Genomic DNA, 17,696 nt, shown 5'->3' with positions numbered 1-17,696 from the left:
GGCCACTTTTAGGCCAGGGAGAGGTCGCCTCAGACAATATATCGCGCTTTTTCCCTGCAAAAATCGGTCAGTCGTAAGCTTTGTTACAGCAATAGTGCAACCCTACAGCGCTTTCTCAGCAGCTTTTGGCCCTGCCGTGACCGGCAAATAGACCACTTTTTCTTCAATTTGTAGCTCCTGTGTTGCCAGGAACAGTACCGCCCGTTGCAATAAAACATTAATTTTTAAGTTGTTCGTCGATCATTTTTTGTGAATTAAAGTCATGCCCTGGCTTTAATCTTTAGCTTTATTAAAGTTTCCAGTGAACGTGTTCTCTGCCAGACCGTATTTTAAAACGACATTTGCCTCCAGAATGTAAATGGGTTGTTAAAACAAAGCAGGGCCAGCACTCTCTTGTTGTGTCGTACGCATTCATCGATTTTTTGTTCAGAGCAGTTAAACAAAGTTATCTGTAAACAAACCACAGTGTCAGAAAAGCTGAGTTGAACAATTAACCCCCGATCTCACTTAAAATGAGATCGGGGACACGCAAACAAGCTGAAAGCTGGCGTTTTTTGCTGGTGTTTATCAAGCTTTTTGTCAAAAGCGTGTCAATTACAGAACATAAATATATGAAAATCCCGGTGCAAAATTCACCTTAGGGAAACTTGATTAATAGCACCAATAACCGTCGTGGGGCGGAAAATTCCTGGCAACGAAATGATAATCAATGGTCTTGATAGTCATTCTGGTTGTCCATTTGAGGCGGATAGTGGTACACACTGCGGCTAATATCCAGTAAACGGCAGCTACGGCGGGTGCCTATTTCAAAGGTGCTTTGTAAAAAGTTGACGGCCTGACGTTTTTCATGGGTGGTGAAAAAGTTTTTCAGCACACTCTGTAACATCTCCTTGTCGGAGCTGAGCGCTTGCAGTTCGCGGCTCATAACAGAAAGCTTTTCTTCCAGATCCTTGATTTTCCTTCCTTCTTCGGAGGATAAGCCCGAGAATTTTTTCTTCCAGCTGTAGAAAGTGGCTTCTGAAATGCCCAGTTCGGCACAAATCTCCCTGACCTTAACGCCGGATTCAGATGCTTTAATAGCATTGGTGATTTGTGCTTCGCTATATCGTGACTTTCTCATAAGTCCGCTTACCTTTCTTATCAATTAATGAATGAAATTAACTGCATTAATATCTGGCACTGCCGCCCGCTATTAAGCAGAATTAAATTTTTCGATTTGAAGTACTAGGTATAAATTAATTTATTTAGAATAAATATCATCATGGGATAAATCTTATTTTATTCCAAATGGCGGGGCGTCCCTTTCGGGAATGGGGGTTTTGATATAAATTCTTTTCACCACGTCACAAAGATAACTTACTTTCATTTGAAAGGGCCTAAACTACGGAAATAACCTTGCCAGAGGGTATTATTTTCAGTGGGTTAGGGATGAAATCGTTTTAGCCAGATAACTGATCGCAGTTATAATCGGAATTATCCTGAGTCAACATTCCGCGTTATGACCTACACCTTAATGCTCAGTGCGTATCCCTGATTTCAGATTTATCGTACGCAAAGCATAATTTCGGAAAATAAATAGCGTTCAGTGAGTTAGCTGTTTGTAGTGGTTTCACGCGAAGGAATGAGTCGATGAAATATAGCGTAATGTCTAACGCTGCCTGGATGATGTCAGAGAAAATTGTCTCCGTATTTGGCGTGATTTTTGTCACATCCTATGTGGCAAAGGCATTTGGTCCTGCGGTGTTTGGCCAGATGACCTTTTCCGTTTCGCTGTTTTCCATGGTGCAAACCATCGCGGTGTTTGGTACTGAAACTATCCTGTTCAAAAGCATCAGCAAAAGCACTGCAAAGGGACTTCGTCTGATGCGCGTTGCACGCAGCCTGCGATTCGTGCTGCTGTTAGTGACGGCAATTCCTCTGCTGGCTTGGGTGTGGTACGCAATGCCGCAAAACTTTATCGGGTTTGCGCTAGCGTCATTTGTGGCTTCAGTATTTGTTACCCAGGATACTTTCAGCGTTTACAACAATGCGCGTCTGGCCTCGAGATTAAATACCCTCGCTAACGCAACGGGGCTGGTGCTGAGCTTTGCCATCAGTTTTTTTATTGCCTGGCAGCGCCTCGATCCGCTGTGGCTGACGTTATCCATGATCAGCGTGACGCTGATTCCTTATGCCATTAAGCGGCATCATTTTTATCGTCAAGCAACCGATATTGCGCCGCCGCCGGCGAAGCGACCCGCTTACTTACGTTACTTACTGTATGCCGGTTTACCGTTGGCTATCTCCAGTATTTTCATTGCGGTGCAGGTAAAAACCGCCCAGATGTTCCTTGCTGGCATTGCACCTGCGCGTGATTTGGGGTTGTTTGCCGCGGCAAATACTGTCGCGGCGTCGTGGATTTTTATTCCTGTCGCGCTGATTACGTCCTGCTTTACGGAAATTTTCAGAGCGCGTGGGGAAGTTGCTCTGCGGCTAGCGGCACGGCTGCATGGGTATGTGATGGGGGTTTCATTATTGATGCTTTTCGTCGTCGCGCTGTTTGGCGAGAAGATCATTATTGCCTTGTACGGCCATGAGTACACACAGTCAGGAAGTCTCATCACGTTGCTGTCGTCAGCAACCTGCTTTTCGGCAATGGGGACCGTAGCCTATCGCTACATGGTTAAAGAGGGAGGCTTTAACTACCTACTGGGAAAAATTACTTGTCTGGTGGCAATTAGCCTGCCGCTTTCGTGGTGGCTGATTCATCAGCACGGCATTTTGGGAGCCGCGTGGAGTGTTTTTCTTTCAGAACTTTTGTCCCTTACCGTGATGAACTACTTCTTCAAAAACGGCGTTATCCAAAAAATTCAGATCTCCTCACTCAACTACAAAACCTACAAATGAGGTTCCAGATGTTAAAGTTGAAAGACGAACTCAGAAGAAGCGTCCAATACTTCATTAAAAAAATGCCTTGGGCATACCAGGATCGCCTCTACTACTACCGCACCTTTCACCAGTTGCCGAACCTGCGGCAGCCCAAAGTGTTTAACGAAAAGGTCTTGTATCGGAAGTTTGTCTACGGTGACCACCAACGCTATGCACGCCTGTCTGACAAATTTTTGGTGCGTGAACATATTGAATCCAGGATCGGGTCGGCGTACTTGATCCCGCTGTTGCATGAAACCACGGATCCCACGACGTTAAACGGATTAGCGCAGTGGAAAGGCGCGGTAATCAAACCCAATCACGCCTCCAGCCTGGTGGAGATTATGCTGGAAGAGCCGGATATGCGGCAAAAGCAGCAGATCATTCAACGCTGTCATCAATGGTTGAACACCGACTATGCCAGCGCATCGCGGGAAATTCATTACCGTTTTATTCAGCCTCGCATCATTGTTGAACAGTATATTGGCGATGGCACAAAACCGCCGATTGATTATAAATTTCATATGTTTAACAAACGCGATGGCCGTTTTGAGTATGTGTTGCAGGTGATCTATAACCGGGAAAATCCTGCGCTATCGATGAGTTTTTTCGTCAACAATCTCTGCGAGGCGTTTCATAAGATCCGTGATACCGGTTTGGATATCTCGGCACTTAAAGCGCCGCTGCAACAGGCGCTGGAGCTGAGCAAAGTCCTCGCCAGTGATTTCGATTATGTCCGGGTGGATTGGTACATCCACGACCAGCGGATTTACTTTGGCGAGTTGACCTTTACGCCGGGAGCAGGGCTGGTGACCGGGCTGGATCGAGGCTTAAATCAGATGATGGGAGATATGTGGATTCAGGATCGTGGCGAGACGAAGAGCGCAAGCGTGAAAGCCAGTGAGGTCGGCATCGCCACTATACCTAAGAAAATTTGACCACACAGCACAATAAAAAACCCTGCAATGCAGGGTTTTTTATTGTGCTGTCAGGAAGCGGTACTTGCTTACGGCATCGGCCAGGTGGCTGGCGTCATACTCATTACGTTAACGAATGATGTTTTGGTGACGTCTACCATGTGGGTCAGTGTCTCCATGCTCAACGTAATGCCGAGCAGACCGGTGACGAACCAACATGACATGCCAAGACCTACGCCACCACAGGCAAAAGCCAGCAGGTGATTGCTGTTGCGGCGGAATTTTATCTTCATGGTACTGGCGAAAAACATCATAACGGCGCTGAGCAGTTCCCAACGCATAACGAGCAGACTGGTAGTTAACGTAGCCATTGGCATGGACCTCAAATTTCGGCATTCATCCCTGACAGGCGTACGACATAGCATGAGACAGCAGGATGTCAGGGGCATCCTGCTATTGCGGAACAGGTGGTCAATATGTGACCTGGCTCACATTATATCACTGGATTTGAAAATATGAATAAAATTTGCACCTTCATCGGCAGCAAATTTTTTGAGCAGGCAGGAAAGCCACGCACCCGGAACGGGCGCGTGAAGGGCTATCAGAAAATCGGGCAGTACTCACCCTGTGGGCGTGAGTTGAAACTGGTGTTGTCATTACAGTCGAAGGTTACCAGACGCGGACGCTGCATGGCCTGGCGCCGCATGGTGTGGCGATAAGCCGTGGGTGTCTGTGCAAACTGGCGGCGAAACACCCGCGAAAATGTCTGTTGTGAATCAAAGCCATACTGCATCGCAATATCGAAAACTGCACGCTGGGTCTGACGTAGCGCTTCTGCGGCCAGCGTCAGACGGCGTTCACGAATGTAACCACCCAGCGTCTGTTTCGTCACAGAACGGAACATACGCTGCAGATGCCACTTTGAATAACCAGATTTGGCGGCCACTTCATCAATGGAGAGCGTCTTATCGAGATTCTGCTCAATCCAGTGGGTGAGTGAAAAAATAATTTCCTCTTGCATCATCGTCTTATCCTTATCAAAACCGGCAGGATCGCCCGAGGGATTCATGATTTAGCTGTCGGGGAGTATAATTCCTCAAGTTAACTTGAGGTAAAGAGCCAAAATGAAAAAAGAACGCAATTATCCCAAGCCCGTTCTTACCCCCGGTGAGGTGGCAAAAAGAAGCGGCGTAGCGGTATCGGCCCTGCATTTCTATGAAAGCAAAGGGTTAATTTCCAGTACGCGTAATGGCGGTAATCAACGACGCTACGGGCGTGACGTACTCAGAAGAGTGGCAATCATTAAGGTTGCTCAGCGTATTGGGATACCGCTGGCCACCGTCAGTGAGAGTCTGATGCATTTACGCCCGGACAAACGCATGTCTACGCAGGAGTGGAATACACTGACTGAGCACTGGCGTCAGGAGCTGGATAACCGTATTGATACGCTGATGCGTTTGCGTAATGACCTTGATGGCTGTATTGGCTGCGGCTGCCTCTCAATGCGCGACTGCCCGCTGCGCAATCCCGGCGATAAACTGGGTGAACAGGGGTCCGGTGCCGTCTTGCTGGAGCCGCATCAGGAGGAGAAAGGCGAAGATCCCCACGGCTAAGCATTCTGGCAACGACCCCGTTGCGGAGAGATGACTGATACAGCACCCGTTTGGCTCTGGGGCCGTACGGCTGACTTCAGCTGTGCAGCACTTCATGTTGAAAATCCAGAGTAACCATTAATTGTTCTGCTATATCGCAATTCAGCAGTTGATCCTCTGCCAGAAAAGGCCGGATAATCGTTTGCGTATCATCTGGTTAATAAATGTGCAGTGTTGCCGCCAGTACTTTTCGCCTTAACTCCCTGCTATTGAGGTTCAATTATGTCTGTAGAATCACGCCCGTCCGCTGGCAAGCTGGACGCCTGGTTCGCTATTTCCGCACGTGGCAGCAGCGTGCGTCAGGAGATCCTGGCCGGTTTGACCACTTTTCTGGCGATGGTGTATTCCGTCATCGTGGTTCCCGGCATGTTGGGTGGCGTTGGATTCGCGCCAACGGCCGTGTTCGTTGCGACCTGTCTGGTAGCCAGTTTTGGCTCAATTTTGATTGGCCTGTGGGCTAATTTGCCCATGGCGATTGGCTGTGCGATCTCGTTAACCGCATTCACCGCCTATAGCCTGGTGGCCGGACAGCACTTGAGTGTGCCGGTGGCGTTGGGTGCCGTATTCCTGATGGGCGTGTTGTTTACCCTGATTTCTGCCACCGGAATTCGTGGCTGGATTTTACGTAATTTGCCGATGGGCGTGGCGCACGGCACTGGCGTGGGGATTGGCCTGTTTCTGCTGCTGATTGCGGCGAACGGTGTGGGCCTGGTGATGAAAAACCCTGGCGCAGGGATGCCGGTGGTGTTGGGACATATCACCGCTTTCCCTGTAGTGATGACACTGCTGGGACTGGCGGCCATTATTGGTTTAGAAAAACGCCGGGTGCCGGGCGGTATTTTGTTGGTGATCGTGGCGATCTCTTTGTTGGGATTGATCTTTGATCCGGCGGTGCGCTGGCAGGGGCTGTTTGCCTTGCCGACGCTGACCGACAGTAACGGACATTCTCAGCTGTTCCGCCTGGATATCGCCGGCGCGCTTAGCCCGGTAGTGCTGCCTAGCGTACTGGCGCTGGTGATGACAGCGGTGTTCGATGCTACCGGCACGATTCGTGCAGTTGCAGGTCAGGCAAATCTGCTGGATGAGCAGGGGCAGATTATTAACGGTGGCCGCGCGCTGACGTCTGATTCAGTGAGTAGCCTGTTTGCTGGTTTAGTGGGAGCAGCACCTGCGGCGGTGTACATCGAATCGGCTGCGGGCACAGCAGCAGGTGGAAAGACCGGTTTAACCGCAGTGGTAGTTGGATTACTGTTTTTCCTGATTCTGTTTATGTCACCACTGGCTTATCTGGTTCCGGCTTACGCAACTGCGCCTGCGTTGATGTACGTCGGTTTGCTGATGCTGAGTAATGTCGCCAAGATCGATTTCAAAGACTTTGTAGATGCGATGTCGGGCCTGTTAACGGCGGTGGTGATCGTGCTAACCAGTAACATCGTTACCGGCATTATGCTCGGTTTCGCCACGCTGGTGATTGGCCGCCTGTTTGCCGGTGAGTGGCGTAAGCTGAACGCTGGCACGGTGATTATTGCCGTGGCACTCGTCGCATTCTATGCCGGTGGCTGGGCGATCTAAGCCCCTCACCCCAACCCTCTCCCGCACGCGGGAGAGGGAGCACGATCGGTGATATGTGTAATAACTGTGCCGTAAATCCCTTACCCCTTTTAAATATCGAATCCGCACATTCCCTCTCCCTTTGAAACAACAGCACCGCACATTCCCTCTCCCTTTTAGGGAGAGGGTTAGGGTGAGGGTACAGAACGCAGCAGGCTTGCTTCCATTTATTAGCCGCATCCCTCCCGACCACAACGCATCAACACAAACCTCATCTCAACGAATTTTCCGTTTTTTCCGCTAGTCGCACGTCTGGTGGTCCGTATGCTTAAGGAATGTTTTACACTAACCCCTCACAACATTACGCCTAAAACTCTACGCCTAAGGAAAGCATGGAAATCTTTTTTACCATTTTAATCATGACGCTTGTGGTCTCGCTCTCCGGCGTGGCGGCGCGTATTTTGCCTTTTCAAATTCCGTTACCGCTGGTGCAAATTGCAATGGGGGCGCTGTTGGCCTGGCCGACTTTTGGCTTACATGTCGACTTCGATCCAGAACTGTTCCTCGTCCTGTTTATCCCGCCGTTGCTGTTTGCCGATGGCTGGAAAACCCCCATCAATGAATTCCTGCATCATGGGCGGGAAATTATTGGCCTGGCACTGGTGCTGGTACTGATTACCGTTATTGGTATCGGTTACTTGATCTACTGGATGGTGCCGGGGATTCCATTAATCCCTGCCTTTGCGCTGGCGGCAGTCCTGTCACCAACGGATGCCGTAGCGCTATCCGGTATTGTGGGTGAAGGGCGTATCCCGAAAAAAATCATGTCGATTGTTCAGGGCGAAGCGCTGATGAACGACGCTTCTGGCCTGGTCTCACTGAAATTCGCCGTCGCCGTTGCAATGGGCACGATGGTCTTCAGTTGGGGCGGTGCCAGCGTTGAGTTCCTCAAAGTGGCGGTCGGCGGCCTTGTGGCCGGTGTCGCTATTTGCTGGCTATATGGGCGTTCATTGCGCCTGCTTAGCCGTTGGAGCGGAGATGACCCGGCAACACAAACGGTCTTGCTGCTGCTGCTGCCGTTCGCTTCTTACCTGATTGCAGAACACCTGGGCGTCTCTGGCATCCTCGCGGCGGTTGCAGCGGGTATGACTATCACCCGTTCTGGCATCATCCGCCAGGCGCCATTGGCAATGCGCCTGCGTGCTAACAGCGTGTGGCAAATGCTGGAGTTCGTCTTCAACGGCATGGTGTTCCTGATGCTCGGCCTGCAACTGCCGGACATCCTGCAAACGTCCATTGCTCAGGCAAATGCCGATCCTAATGTCGAACTCTGGGTACTGTTCTCTGATGTGGTATTGGTGTATGCCGCGCTGATGCTGGTGCGTTTCGGCTGGTTGTGGGTCATGCAGCGCTTTAGCCACCGCTGGCTGAAGAAAAAGCCGATGGAATTCAGCAACTACTCGCTGCGTGACCTGCTTATCGCCTCATTTGCGGGTGTGCGTGGTGCCATCACGCTGGCTGGTGTGCTCTCTATTCCGCTGTTCCTTACCGATGGCACGGCTTTCCCGGCGCGCTATGAACTCATCTTTATCGCTACCGGTGTGATTCTGTTCTCGCTGTTGGTGGGGGTGGTGATTCTGCCGCTGCTGCTGCGTGGAATTGACGGGACAGATAAAGCGGGCCATCGCCATGAGCTGCAAAGCGCCCGCGCGGCGATGGCGGGTGTGGCGATTGAAAGCCTGCAAAAGATGGAAGAACGCCTCAGTAACGACAGCGATGAGAACATCGATCCTGACCTGCTTAAAGAGATCAGCCTGCGCGTGATGGGGAATTTACGTCGTCGTGCAGAAGGGAAAAATGACCTCGATAATGCGCTGTTTGCTGAAAATCTGGAGCGCCGTTTCCGTCTGACGGCGCTGCGAGCGGAACGCGCGGAGGTCTATCATTTGCGCGCCACACAGCAAATCAGCAATGAGAGTATGCAAAAGTTACTGCGCGATCTCGACCTGCTGGAAGCGCTGCTCATCGAAAAAGAAGAGTAATGCGCCTCAGGCGTCAGTCTCTGGCTGACGCCTGACTACTCGCTATCTTTATTGAGTAGCGAGAGGCGAGGGGCTTCTCCCGGCCAATACTCACGACAACAGTCAATCCACGCTTGCGCACTGCGCGACAAATAACTGCCTTCCCGCCAGATCAATCCCAGACTCCACTTCAATTCCGATTCCAGCGGTAGCCACAGCAATGATTGCTCATCGAGACGTTGGCAAATGGGTTCCGGTAAAATCGCTACCCCCATTTCGGCTTGTACCATGGCGGCAAGAAAATCCCACTGCCCGCTGCGTACGGCAATTTCTGGGGTCAGATTCTGGCGCTGAAAAGCCTTCATTAGTTGGCGATTCAAAGAGAACTCTTCGTTAAAAATCAGCAGTGGGTGCGCAGCCAGTTCGCGCAACGTCACGGAGCTGCGCGCCAGCCAGTGCTCATGACGTGGTAGCAGGGCACAGAGTGGGTGATGCATCAGAGGCAGGGTATTCAGCGGCAAGTCCTCATCAACCGGTAACGCCGTCAGGGCAATATCCAGAGAACCGGCTAATACCGCCTGCTGCACCGTAAGGCCGCCAAACTCAGAAATCGTCAGGGAGACGCCGGGATAACGGCGGCGGAAGGCAGAAACAGATCCCGCAATCTGCATACCGACCATCGGGGGAATGCCAAGACGCAAGTCACCGGTTTTGAGCTGGTTAATATCGCCAATCTGCGCCTCTAACTGATGAAATTCCTGCAAAATTGCCAGCCCACGCTGATAGACGGCCTGGCCGCTATCCGTCAGATGCAGCCGACGGCCATCGCGCAGTAGCAGCGTACAGCCCAGCTCTTCCTCAAGCTGTCGCAGCATCTTGCTAATGGTGGGCTGTGTGACGAACAGTTTCTGTGCCGCACGAGTGAAACTCTGCTGGCGGACCACTTCGGTGAAGTAACGCAGGGCGCGGACGTCCATAAACTATTCCTTTTAGGCATGAATTGAATAATATTAATTCATTTTTTTCACATACTGTGCCCGATTTATACTACCTGCATCACATTTTTTTGAGGGTAATACAAAATGGCGATAGCGCTAAGTCCGCACAGAACGGACCGGCTGCAAAAACTCTGGATGCCACTGCAGGTGGTGTTATATATCGGGATTTTCATGGCTTGTGATCAGCTCGTCAGGCTGTTTCATCTGCCATTACCGGCCAACATTGTCGGACTGTTAGTGATGCTGGTGCTGATCGCTGCGCGCATCCTCCCGCTCCGTTGGGTGAAGGCCGGGTCAAACTGGCTGCTGGCAGAAATGCTGCTGTTCTTCGTACCCGCCGTGGTGGCGGTCGTGAACTACAGCGATTTGCTGCGCGTCGAGGGCTGGCGTATTTGCCTGGTGATTGTGATCAGCACACTGCTGGTTTTGGCCTCAACGGCACTGGTGGTGGATCGCATTTACCGTTTTGAAGTCGCACGTGCTGCGCGCAGGCAGGCCAAAGATGCGTGATTTCGCCATCAGTCTGCTCTGTGTCGTGGTGACCATCTGTATTTATTACCTTAATAAACGGCTGTACGCCCGCTGGCGCACATTGTTGCTGATGCCATTAGTGATGACTCCACTGGTGCTGGTCGCGATGATAGTGATTACTCACATCACCTGGCAGGATTATATCGTGGATAACCACTGGCTACTCTGGCTGCTGGGGCCAGCAACCCTGGCGTTTGCCGTGCCGGTGTATGAAAACATTGAGATCATTAAACGCCACTGGCTCTCGCTGAGTGCTGGCGTCATCACCGCTACGCTGGTTTCTGTGGTCAGTTCGGTATGGCTGGCGCGGCTGTTGATGCTCCCTGAAAGCATCCAACGTAGCCTGGCGGTGCGCTCGATCACCACGCCGTTCGCCCTGGCAGCGGCGAAACCGGTGGGCGGGCAACCGGATCTGGTGGCGCTGTTTGTCGTGATTACCGGCGTATTTGGTATGGCCGTCGGCGACCTGCTGTTTTTGCGTATCGCCATTAAACAGGGGGTAGCAAAAGGGGCCGGATTTGGCGCGGCTTCTCATGGCGCTGGCACCGCACGCGCTTATCAAATTGGTCAGCAGGAAGGGGTCGTTTCCAGTCTGGTGATGATGCTGGCGGGTGTTGTCACCGTACTTCTGGCACCGGTGATTAGTCATGTGATGTGGAGCGCGTAAGTATTCACTAACCAGATAGAGAATAGTCTGATAATACGGGCTGTTACGTAAAGCTCCTAAAATTAATTTGTGTCCCGGTGTCAGGCTGTTAACCTTGCCGCGAAATAATTTTCCAGCATGGAGTGGACAGATGATTAAGCAACTTGTTACCGGGGGCGTATTGGGATTAGCGCTGATCAGCGGCGCAGCTCAGGCCATCGAAGGTGGCGTTAACGTCAGTGAACGTAGCACCAACCTCAATCTGGGGCTGGGTACCAGCTCGCCAGGCCTGTTTCTGAACGGCAACTGGCTGCGCAGCAACGATGACGGTAGCGTGTTTGATGCGGGCGTGGGCTATAACGTTGATGTTGGCCCACTGCGTCTGGCGCCGGGAGCGAAAGCGATTTTCACTCACCCAAACAATGGCCGTGATGGTTTTGCCGTAGCGGTGGGTGCAGGTGCGCAGTATAGCTTCAACAACATGTGGGGCCTGTACGGCGAATATTACTATGCGCCAGAGTCCTTCAGCACCCATCTTGATAACTACAAAGAGATCAGCGGTGGCATCAGCTTCACGCCAATTTCTCTGCTGAATCTGCGCGTGGGTTATCAGTATGCGGAACTGGATAACAAAGGCAGCCGCAAAGATAACGTGCTGGTTGATGGACCTTATGTGGGTGCGTCAGTCCGCTTCTAATTCGGTGTAATGATCACATGCCAGACAGCCACTGCTGCCTGGCATTTTTGTACCCACAATCAGCCACTGGTGGGTAACGTAAAGCGCGTCAGAATCTCTATCGGCAAATAGGCATGTGCCGTCACCGGCTGCTGCTGTTTCAACGCCATCAGTTTATTCACCGTTTCTATCAGCAGTTGCGGAATGTTCTGTGAGATGACGTAATCAATTTTCTCACTGAGCAGCAGGCTTTCCGTCACCTTATTGACCTCATGAGTAATCACGATGGGCCTGATCGCTGCCGAGTGTTCATCTAGTGCTTGTGACAGTCCGTCATTGCCACCCGCAACGTTATAAATGGCCTGCAAGTTGGGGTGATGGCGCAGAATTTCTTTGGTTGCCGTATAAGTCTGCTGAGTATTGTCGTTCCCTGAGATGGCTTCCAGCACATGCACCGTGGGAAAGGTCTTACGGATTTGTGCGCGAAAACCAATTTCACGGTCGTCATGGCAGCTATAAGAGAGCGTACCGACGATCACGGCAACCCTGGCCTCAGCGCAAAACTGTAAATGTCGACCCAAAATAAAACCGGCTGCCTGGCCCGCCGCGCGGTTATTAATGCCAACATAGGCTTCCCTGACGTCCGCATCCAAATCACTTACCAGCGCAATAATCGCCTTGCCCTGCTGTTTCAGCTTATGCACTGCGGCATTAATTTCTGGGGTATTTTTAGCGACGATCGCCAGACCATCAGCACGCTCAGCCTGTTGGTTGATCAAGCGCACCACCTCTTCGTCATTCACATCCGAACAACTACTGATATCGAGGTTAATCCCCTGGGCTTGCAGCTGGCTGGTAAGCTGTTCACCAGCTGCCTTCACCGCGTCGTTGTACTCCTCACTGGCCTGTACCACCACGGCAAAATGTGCATCCACTTTTACCGGGGCCGGTTTTACCTCATCAGCGACCTGAACCAGTAATGATGCATAGGCATTCTGCACCATCTCAACGGTTCTGGGATTCACTCCGGCACGATTATTCAGGACGCGATCGATAGTGGCTCGGCTTAACTGGGTGGCTGCAACCAGCTCTTTCATAGTGGGTTTACGATTCATAACAGTCGTTGGTATCCAATATTTCAACGTTCTGATGTTACCTCATCAGCTCAGCGTAAGTCTCCGTAAAACCCAATGACACAAAAGGTCTCTTTTTTGTCATGGTTCACCAGCGCACTGCCTGCACAAACCGCGGAGAGAGGCGGCACCCGGAAAGCGGGTGCCGCAACGAGTGTCATTAATGCCCTTTACCCTGTTCGACGCCAATGCCGGTTTGTGAACGAATAAACTGCGCACGGAAGCGCGAACGTTCTTCGGCACCCTGGCGCGAGTTATCGGTAATCGAGAACAGCCAGGTAGCAACAAACGCGATAATCATCGAGAACAGCGCCGGGTACTCATAAGGGTAGACCGGCTTCTCATGGCCTAACACCTGCACCCAGACCGTCGGGCCGAGGATCATGAGGATCACCGCCGTTAGCAGCCCGAGCCAGCCACCCACCATTGCACCGCGCGTGGTCAGCTTCGACCAGTACATCGACAGCAGGATGATCGGGAAATTGCAGCTGGCTGCGATAGAAAACGCCAGCCCGACCATAAAGGCAATGTTCTGTTTCTCGAACAGAATCCCCAGGGCAATCGCGACCACGCCCAGTGCGAGTACGGTAATTTTCGATACGCGTAGCTCCTCTTTCTCCGTGGCCTGGCCTTTACGGATCACGCTGGCATAGATGTCATGTGAAACCGCAGAAGCCCCTGCCAGGGTTAATCCGGCAACCACAGCCAAAATGGTGGCAAAGGCCACGGCCGAGATAAAGCCGAGGAAGGTACTGCCGCCGACGGCATCAGCAAGATGCACCGCCGCCATGTTGGTGCCCCCAATCAGCGCGCCGCTGGCATCCTTGAATGCCGGATTGGCTCCCACCAACAAGATGGCGCCAAAACCGATAATAAAGGTCAGGAAGTAGAAGTAGCCCATAAAACCGGTGGCCCAGAACACACTTTTACGCGCTTCACGTGCATCTGCCACAGTGAAGAAGCGCATCAGGATATGCGGTAAACCGGCGGTACCGAACATCAGCCCCAACCCTAGCGACAGGGCTGAAATCGGGTCTTTAACCAGTCCACCGGGGCGCATAATGGCTTCACCTTTGGCATGCACCGCCATCGCCTCACTGAACAGAGTATTGAAGCTAAAACCGGCGGCCTTCATCACCATAATGGCCATGAATGAAGCACCAAACAGCAGCAGGACCGCTTTGATGATTTGCACCCAGGTGGTGGCGAGCATGCCGCCAAACAGCACGTACATCACCATGAGAATGCCAACCAGCACCACAGCAACGTGGTAATCAAGGCCAAACAGCAGCTGGATTAACTTACCGGCCCCCACCATCTGCGCAATCAAATACAGCGCCACGACCACCAGCGACCCGCAGGCGGAAAGGGTGCGAATCGGTTTTTGCTGCAAGCGGTATGAGGCCACGTCCGCAAAGGTATAGCGCCCCAGATTACGCAGGCGTTCCGCAATTAAAAACAGGATCATCGGCCAGCCAACGAGGAAGCCCAGCGAATAGATCAATCCGTCATAGCCGGAGGTGTACACCAGCGCAGAAATACCGAGGAAGGAGGCGGCAGACATAAAGTCACCGGCCATTGCTAACCCGTTCTGAAAGCCCGTGATGTTGCCGCCAGCGGTGTAGTAATCACTGCGTGAGCGGGTGCGTTTGGATGCCCAATAGGTAATGCCCAGCGTGGCGAGCACGAACACCAGAAACATGGCAATTGCCTGGTAGTTCGTCGCCTGTTTTTGTACAGCGCCAGTGATGGCATCGGCCGCCAGTGCCGGTAACGGAAACAGCAGCATCAGGGGAAGAAAGCGGTTTCTCATGATTGCACCTCGCGCACGATCTCTTTGGTCAGGCGATCAAACTCGCCGTTAGCCCGCCAGACGTAAACGCCGGTCAGCACAAAGGAAATCACAATCAGTCCAACGCCGATGGGGATGCCACGCGTCACGCTGGTGCCGGGATGCAGCGGTGTCCCCAGCCAGCCGGGGGCGAAGGCAATCAGTAAAATAAAGCCGACGTACAGCACTAACATTATCAGGGAAAGTAACAGTGCAAAGGCCTGGCGCTTATGCACCAGTTCGTGAAACCGTGGGTTATTTTCGATGAGTTGATAGCGCACATCGAGTGTGGTTTGAGCTTCGTTCATCACAGCATCTCCAGAGGTATGCCAGGCTCGGGCCTGATTTATGTTTTTGTTTTTGCGATTACGAAAAGCACAGCGTAGGGAAGGCTGGCAGGCGGAGTGAACCCGCCTGCCGGAGGTAGGTCAGGTTATGGCATCTGAATGGACTGCTTCTCCTCAAGCAATTTCTCTACCACGCCAGGATCGGCCAGGGTTGAGGTATCGCCAAAGTTGCTGGTATCACCCGCCGCGATCTTGCGCAGAATGCGGCGCATGATCTTACCGGATCGGGTTTTTGGCAGAGAATCCGTCCAGTGCAGAATATCCGGGGTTGCGATCGGGCCGATCTCTTTACGCACCCAGTTGCGCACTTCGGTATAGAGTTCAGGTGAAGGCTCTTCCCCGTGATTCAGCGTGATGTAGGCGTAGATCGCCTGGCCTTTGATGCTGTGTGGGATGCCCACGACCGCTGCTTCTGCAATCTTCGGATGGGAAACCAGCGCTGACTCGATTTCCGCGGTGCCTAAACGGTGACCAGACACGTTGAGAACGTCGTCTACGCGGCCCGTGATCCAGAAGTAACCGTCTTCATCACGACGCGCACCGTCACCGCTGAAGTAGTAATTTTTGAAGGTAGAGAAGTAGGTCTGTTCGAAGCGGTCATGATCGCCAAACAGCGTACGCGCCTGGCCCGGCCATGAATCGGCAATCACCAGGTTGCCCTCAGCCGCGCCTGCTTGCGGATTACCTTCATTATCGACCAGCACGGGCTGCACGCCGAAGAACGGCTTCGTGGCTGAACCGGCTTTCAGTTCTGTCGCGCCCGGCAGTGGCGTGATCATGAAACCACCTGTTTCCGTTTGCCACCAGGTATCAACAATCGGGCAGCGACCATCGCCAATTTTGTTGTAGTACCACTCCCAGGCTTCTGGGTTGATAGGCTCACCCACGGAACCGAGAATGCGCAGGCTACTACGATGGGTGCCATCAATCGCTTTATCGCCTTCGGCCATCAGGGCGCGAATAGCGGTCGGGGCGGTGTACAGGATCGTCACCTGATGTTTATCTACCACTTGCGACATGCGCGCAGGCGTAGGCCAGTTTGGTACGCCTTCAAACATCAGCGTTGTGGCACCGCACGCCAGTGGGCCATACACCAGATAGCTGTGGCCGGTAATCCAGCCAACGTCTGCGGTTGACCAGTAGATATCTTCTTCGTGGTAGTCGAAAACATATTTAAAGGTGGTCGCGGCATACACCAGATAACCGCCAGTGGTGTGCAACACGCCTTTGGGTTTTCCGGTAGAACCTGAGGTATAGAGGATAAACAACGGATCTTCGGCACCTACAGCAACCGGCTGATGTTCCGCGCTGGCCTTAGCTGTCAGCTCGTGCCACCACAGATCGCGCCCCTCTTTCCATTCAACGTCTTTGCCCGTGCGTTGTAATACCACCACGTTTTTCACGCTGGTGACGCCCGGATTTTTCAACGCATCATCGACATTTTTCTTCAGTGGGATAGCGCGCCCGGCACGCAGGCCACCGTCGGCGGTGATGATCAGTTTGGCGTTGGAGTCGATCACCCGGCCAGAAACGGCTTCTGGTGAGAAACCGCCAAAAATGACGGAGTGCACCGCGCCCACACGCGCACAGGCCAGCATCGCTACAGCGGCTTCCGGCACCATCGGCATATAGATAGCAACGACATCGCCTTTCTTAACGCCGAGCTGTTGCAGCACATTGGCGAAACGGCAGACATCCGCATGCAGCTCACGGTAAGTGATGGTTTTGCTTTCGCTGGCGTCATCACCTTCCCAGATAATCGCGGCTTTATCTCCACGCGTAGCCAGGTGGCGATCGAGGCAGTTAGCGGCCAGGTTCAGCGTGCCATCTTCATACCAGCGGATATTAATATTGCCGGGGGCGAAAGAGGTATTTTTGACCTGAGTATAAGGGGTGATCCAGTCAAGAATTTTGCCTTGCTCTCCCCAGAAAGCCGCCGGATCTTCAACGGAATGTTGATACATCGCCTGATACTGCTCAGCAGTGATCAGGGTATTTTCGGCAATATTAGCGGGTACAGGATGTTTATGTATTTGGCTCATGACGGATCTCCTTGAAGATGTTAATGATATGTCAACCAAAGGTTAATTGAAGCTGCGACAGCCGCTTTGTTTGTTTTTTGCGCCGCAGATCACGCGGAACACCTTCAGCGATTTAACGTCTTCTCACCTTATAACCTGTCGGGTAATTACTTGTCACCCCTGCGGCACCAGGCGGAGAAAAACCGGGCATAACCTGCTGAAAATATGGGCTGTTGAATCGCACGTTTTTTTCACTTTTTGCATAGATATGCGTCAGGAAGGTGAATTAATACTTTTCATAACAATTAGTTATGAATTTATTTGTCTGTCAGCAGTTTATGCTGGCTGAGTGGCTGATTTTTAAACGAAGTCACCAGGGCTTGCATTTACCCTGGCTTAAATGGTACTTATCTCGCCCCTGCGTAGCAGGTTTCAATTCAGACAGCGTCTGAAAAATGTACGTTT

16 protein-coding genes are annotated in these 17,696 nt (G+C 52.1%); 8 read left to right on the top strand and 8 right to left on the bottom strand.

What is annotated here, in order from left to right:
* Positions 1-706: 706 nt before the first annotated feature.
* Complete coding sequence (locus tag F3J40_RS14310) at positions 707-1,120, bottom strand: transposase (RefSeq protein ID WP_167015596.1); 414 nt, start codon at positions 1,118-1,120, stop codon at positions 707-709.
* Positions 1,121-1,629: 509 nt separating this feature from the next.
* Here F3J40_RS14310 and F3J40_RS14305 point away from each other — a divergent pair.
* Positions 1,630-2,886 carry an MATE family efflux transporter gene (locus F3J40_RS14305; RefSeq protein WP_167015584.1) on the top strand — a complete coding sequence of 419 codons (1,257 nt, stop codon included), beginning with the start codon at positions 1,630-1,632 and terminating at the stop codon, positions 2,884-2,886.
* Between the two features lie 8 nt (positions 2,887-2,894).
* Positions 2,895-3,845 carry an ATP-grasp fold amidoligase family protein gene (locus F3J40_RS14300; RefSeq protein ID WP_167015582.1) on the top strand — a complete coding sequence of 317 codons (951 nt, stop codon included), beginning with the start codon at positions 2,895-2,897 and terminating at the stop codon, positions 3,843-3,845.
* Between the two features lie 68 nt (positions 3,846-3,913).
* On the opposite strand, the gene F3J40_RS14295 is transcribed toward F3J40_RS14300, so the two are convergent.
* A complete protein-coding gene (locus F3J40_RS14295) occupies positions 3,914-4,195 on the bottom strand; it encodes a YjcB family protein (RefSeq protein ID WP_167015580.1) in 282 nt (93 codons plus the stop codon).
* 230 nt (positions 4,196-4,425) lie between these two features.
* Positions 4,426-4,848: a superoxide response transcriptional regulator SoxS gene (gene soxS / locus F3J40_RS14290; RefSeq protein WP_026042552.1), complete on the bottom strand. Its 423-nt coding sequence runs from the start codon at positions 4,846-4,848 to the stop codon at positions 4,426-4,428.
* 100 nt (positions 4,849-4,948) lie between these two features.
* Here soxS and soxR point away from each other — a divergent pair, with 100 nt between their 5' ends.
* The 3 genes from soxR to F3J40_RS14275 all read left to right on the top strand — a co-directional run bounded on the left by soxR (position 4,949) and on the right by F3J40_RS14275 (position 9,069).
* On the top strand, positions 4,949-5,437 hold the full coding sequence (soxR, locus tag F3J40_RS14285; RefSeq protein ID WP_017347307.1) for a redox-sensitive transcriptional activator SoxR: 489 nt from the start codon (positions 4,949-4,951) through the stop codon (positions 5,435-5,437).
* 261 nt (positions 5,438-5,698) lie between these two features.
* Complete coding sequence (locus F3J40_RS14280; RefSeq protein ID WP_017347308.1) at positions 5,699-7,048, top strand: NCS2 family permease; 1,350 nt, start codon at positions 5,699-5,701, stop codon at positions 7,046-7,048.
* 371 nt (positions 7,049-7,419) lie between these two features.
* Positions 7,420-9,069 carry a Na+/H+ antiporter gene (locus tag F3J40_RS14275; RefSeq protein WP_017347309.1) on the top strand — a complete coding sequence of 550 codons (1,650 nt, stop codon included), beginning with the start codon at positions 7,420-7,422 and terminating at the stop codon, positions 9,067-9,069.
* Between the two features lie 35 nt (positions 9,070-9,104).
* On the opposite strand, the gene F3J40_RS14270 is transcribed toward F3J40_RS14275, so the two are convergent.
* Positions 9,105-10,025 (bottom strand): LysR family transcriptional regulator, encoded by a 921-nt coding sequence (locus tag F3J40_RS14270; RefSeq protein WP_017347310.1) that lies wholly within the window; start codon positions 10,023-10,025, stop codon positions 9,105-9,107.
* A 105-nt stretch (positions 10,026-10,130) separates the two neighbouring features.
* Between F3J40_RS14270 and F3J40_RS14265 the strand changes: the two genes are divergently transcribed.
* The 3 genes from F3J40_RS14265 to F3J40_RS14255 all read left to right on the top strand — a co-directional run bounded on the left by F3J40_RS14265 (position 10,131) and on the right by F3J40_RS14255 (position 11,920).
* Positions 10,131-10,556, top strand: a complete 426-nt coding sequence (locus F3J40_RS14265; protein WP_167015578.1) for a CidA/LrgA family protein — start codon at positions 10,131-10,133, stop codon at positions 10,554-10,556.
* A complete protein-coding gene (locus tag F3J40_RS14260; RefSeq protein ID WP_167015576.1) occupies positions 10,549-11,244 on the top strand; it encodes an LrgB family protein in 696 nt (231 codons plus the stop codon). The genes F3J40_RS14265 and F3J40_RS14260 overlap by 8 nt, the downstream gene beginning before the upstream one ends.
* Before the next feature lie 130 nt (positions 11,245-11,374).
* A complete protein-coding gene (locus F3J40_RS14255; RefSeq protein WP_167015574.1) occupies positions 11,375-11,920 on the top strand; it encodes a YfaZ family outer membrane protein in 546 nt (181 codons plus the stop codon).
* A gap of 59 nt (positions 11,921-11,979) precedes the next feature.
* Here the strand turns inward: F3J40_RS14255 and F3J40_RS14250 are convergent, their stop codons facing one another.
* The 4 genes from F3J40_RS14250 to acs form a co-directional block, all read right to left on the bottom strand.
* Entirely contained in the window at positions 11,980-13,014 is a 1,035-nt protein-coding gene (locus F3J40_RS14250) for a substrate-binding domain-containing protein (RefSeq protein WP_167015572.1), read from the bottom strand.
* A 178-nt stretch (positions 13,015-13,192) separates the two neighbouring features.
* The gene (locus tag F3J40_RS14245) at positions 13,193-14,845 is read right to left on the bottom strand and encodes a cation acetate symporter (protein ID WP_167015570.1); all 1,653 of its coding nucleotides are present in this window, start codon (positions 14,843-14,845) and stop codon (positions 13,193-13,195) included.
* The gene (locus tag F3J40_RS14240) at positions 14,842-15,171 is read right to left on the bottom strand and encodes a DUF485 domain-containing protein (RefSeq protein ID WP_017347316.1); all 330 of its coding nucleotides are present in this window, start codon (positions 15,169-15,171) and stop codon (positions 14,842-14,844) included. Before F3J40_RS14240 ends, F3J40_RS14245 begins: the two co-directional genes overlap by 4 nt.
* Positions 15,172-15,296: 125 nt before the next feature.
* Positions 15,297-17,252, bottom strand: a complete 1,956-nt coding sequence (gene acs / locus F3J40_RS14235; protein WP_167015568.1) for an acetate--CoA ligase — start codon at positions 17,250-17,252, stop codon at positions 15,297-15,299.
* Positions 17,253-17,696: the final 444 nt, after the last annotated feature.

Origin of the sequence: Candidatus Pantoea multigeneris, from assembly GCF_011752615.1 — a bacterium.
Lineage (GTDB): Bacteria > Pseudomonadota > Gammaproteobacteria > Enterobacterales > Enterobacteriaceae > Pantoea > Pantoea multigeneris.
This window is presented reverse-complemented; position numbering and strand designations above follow the sequence as displayed.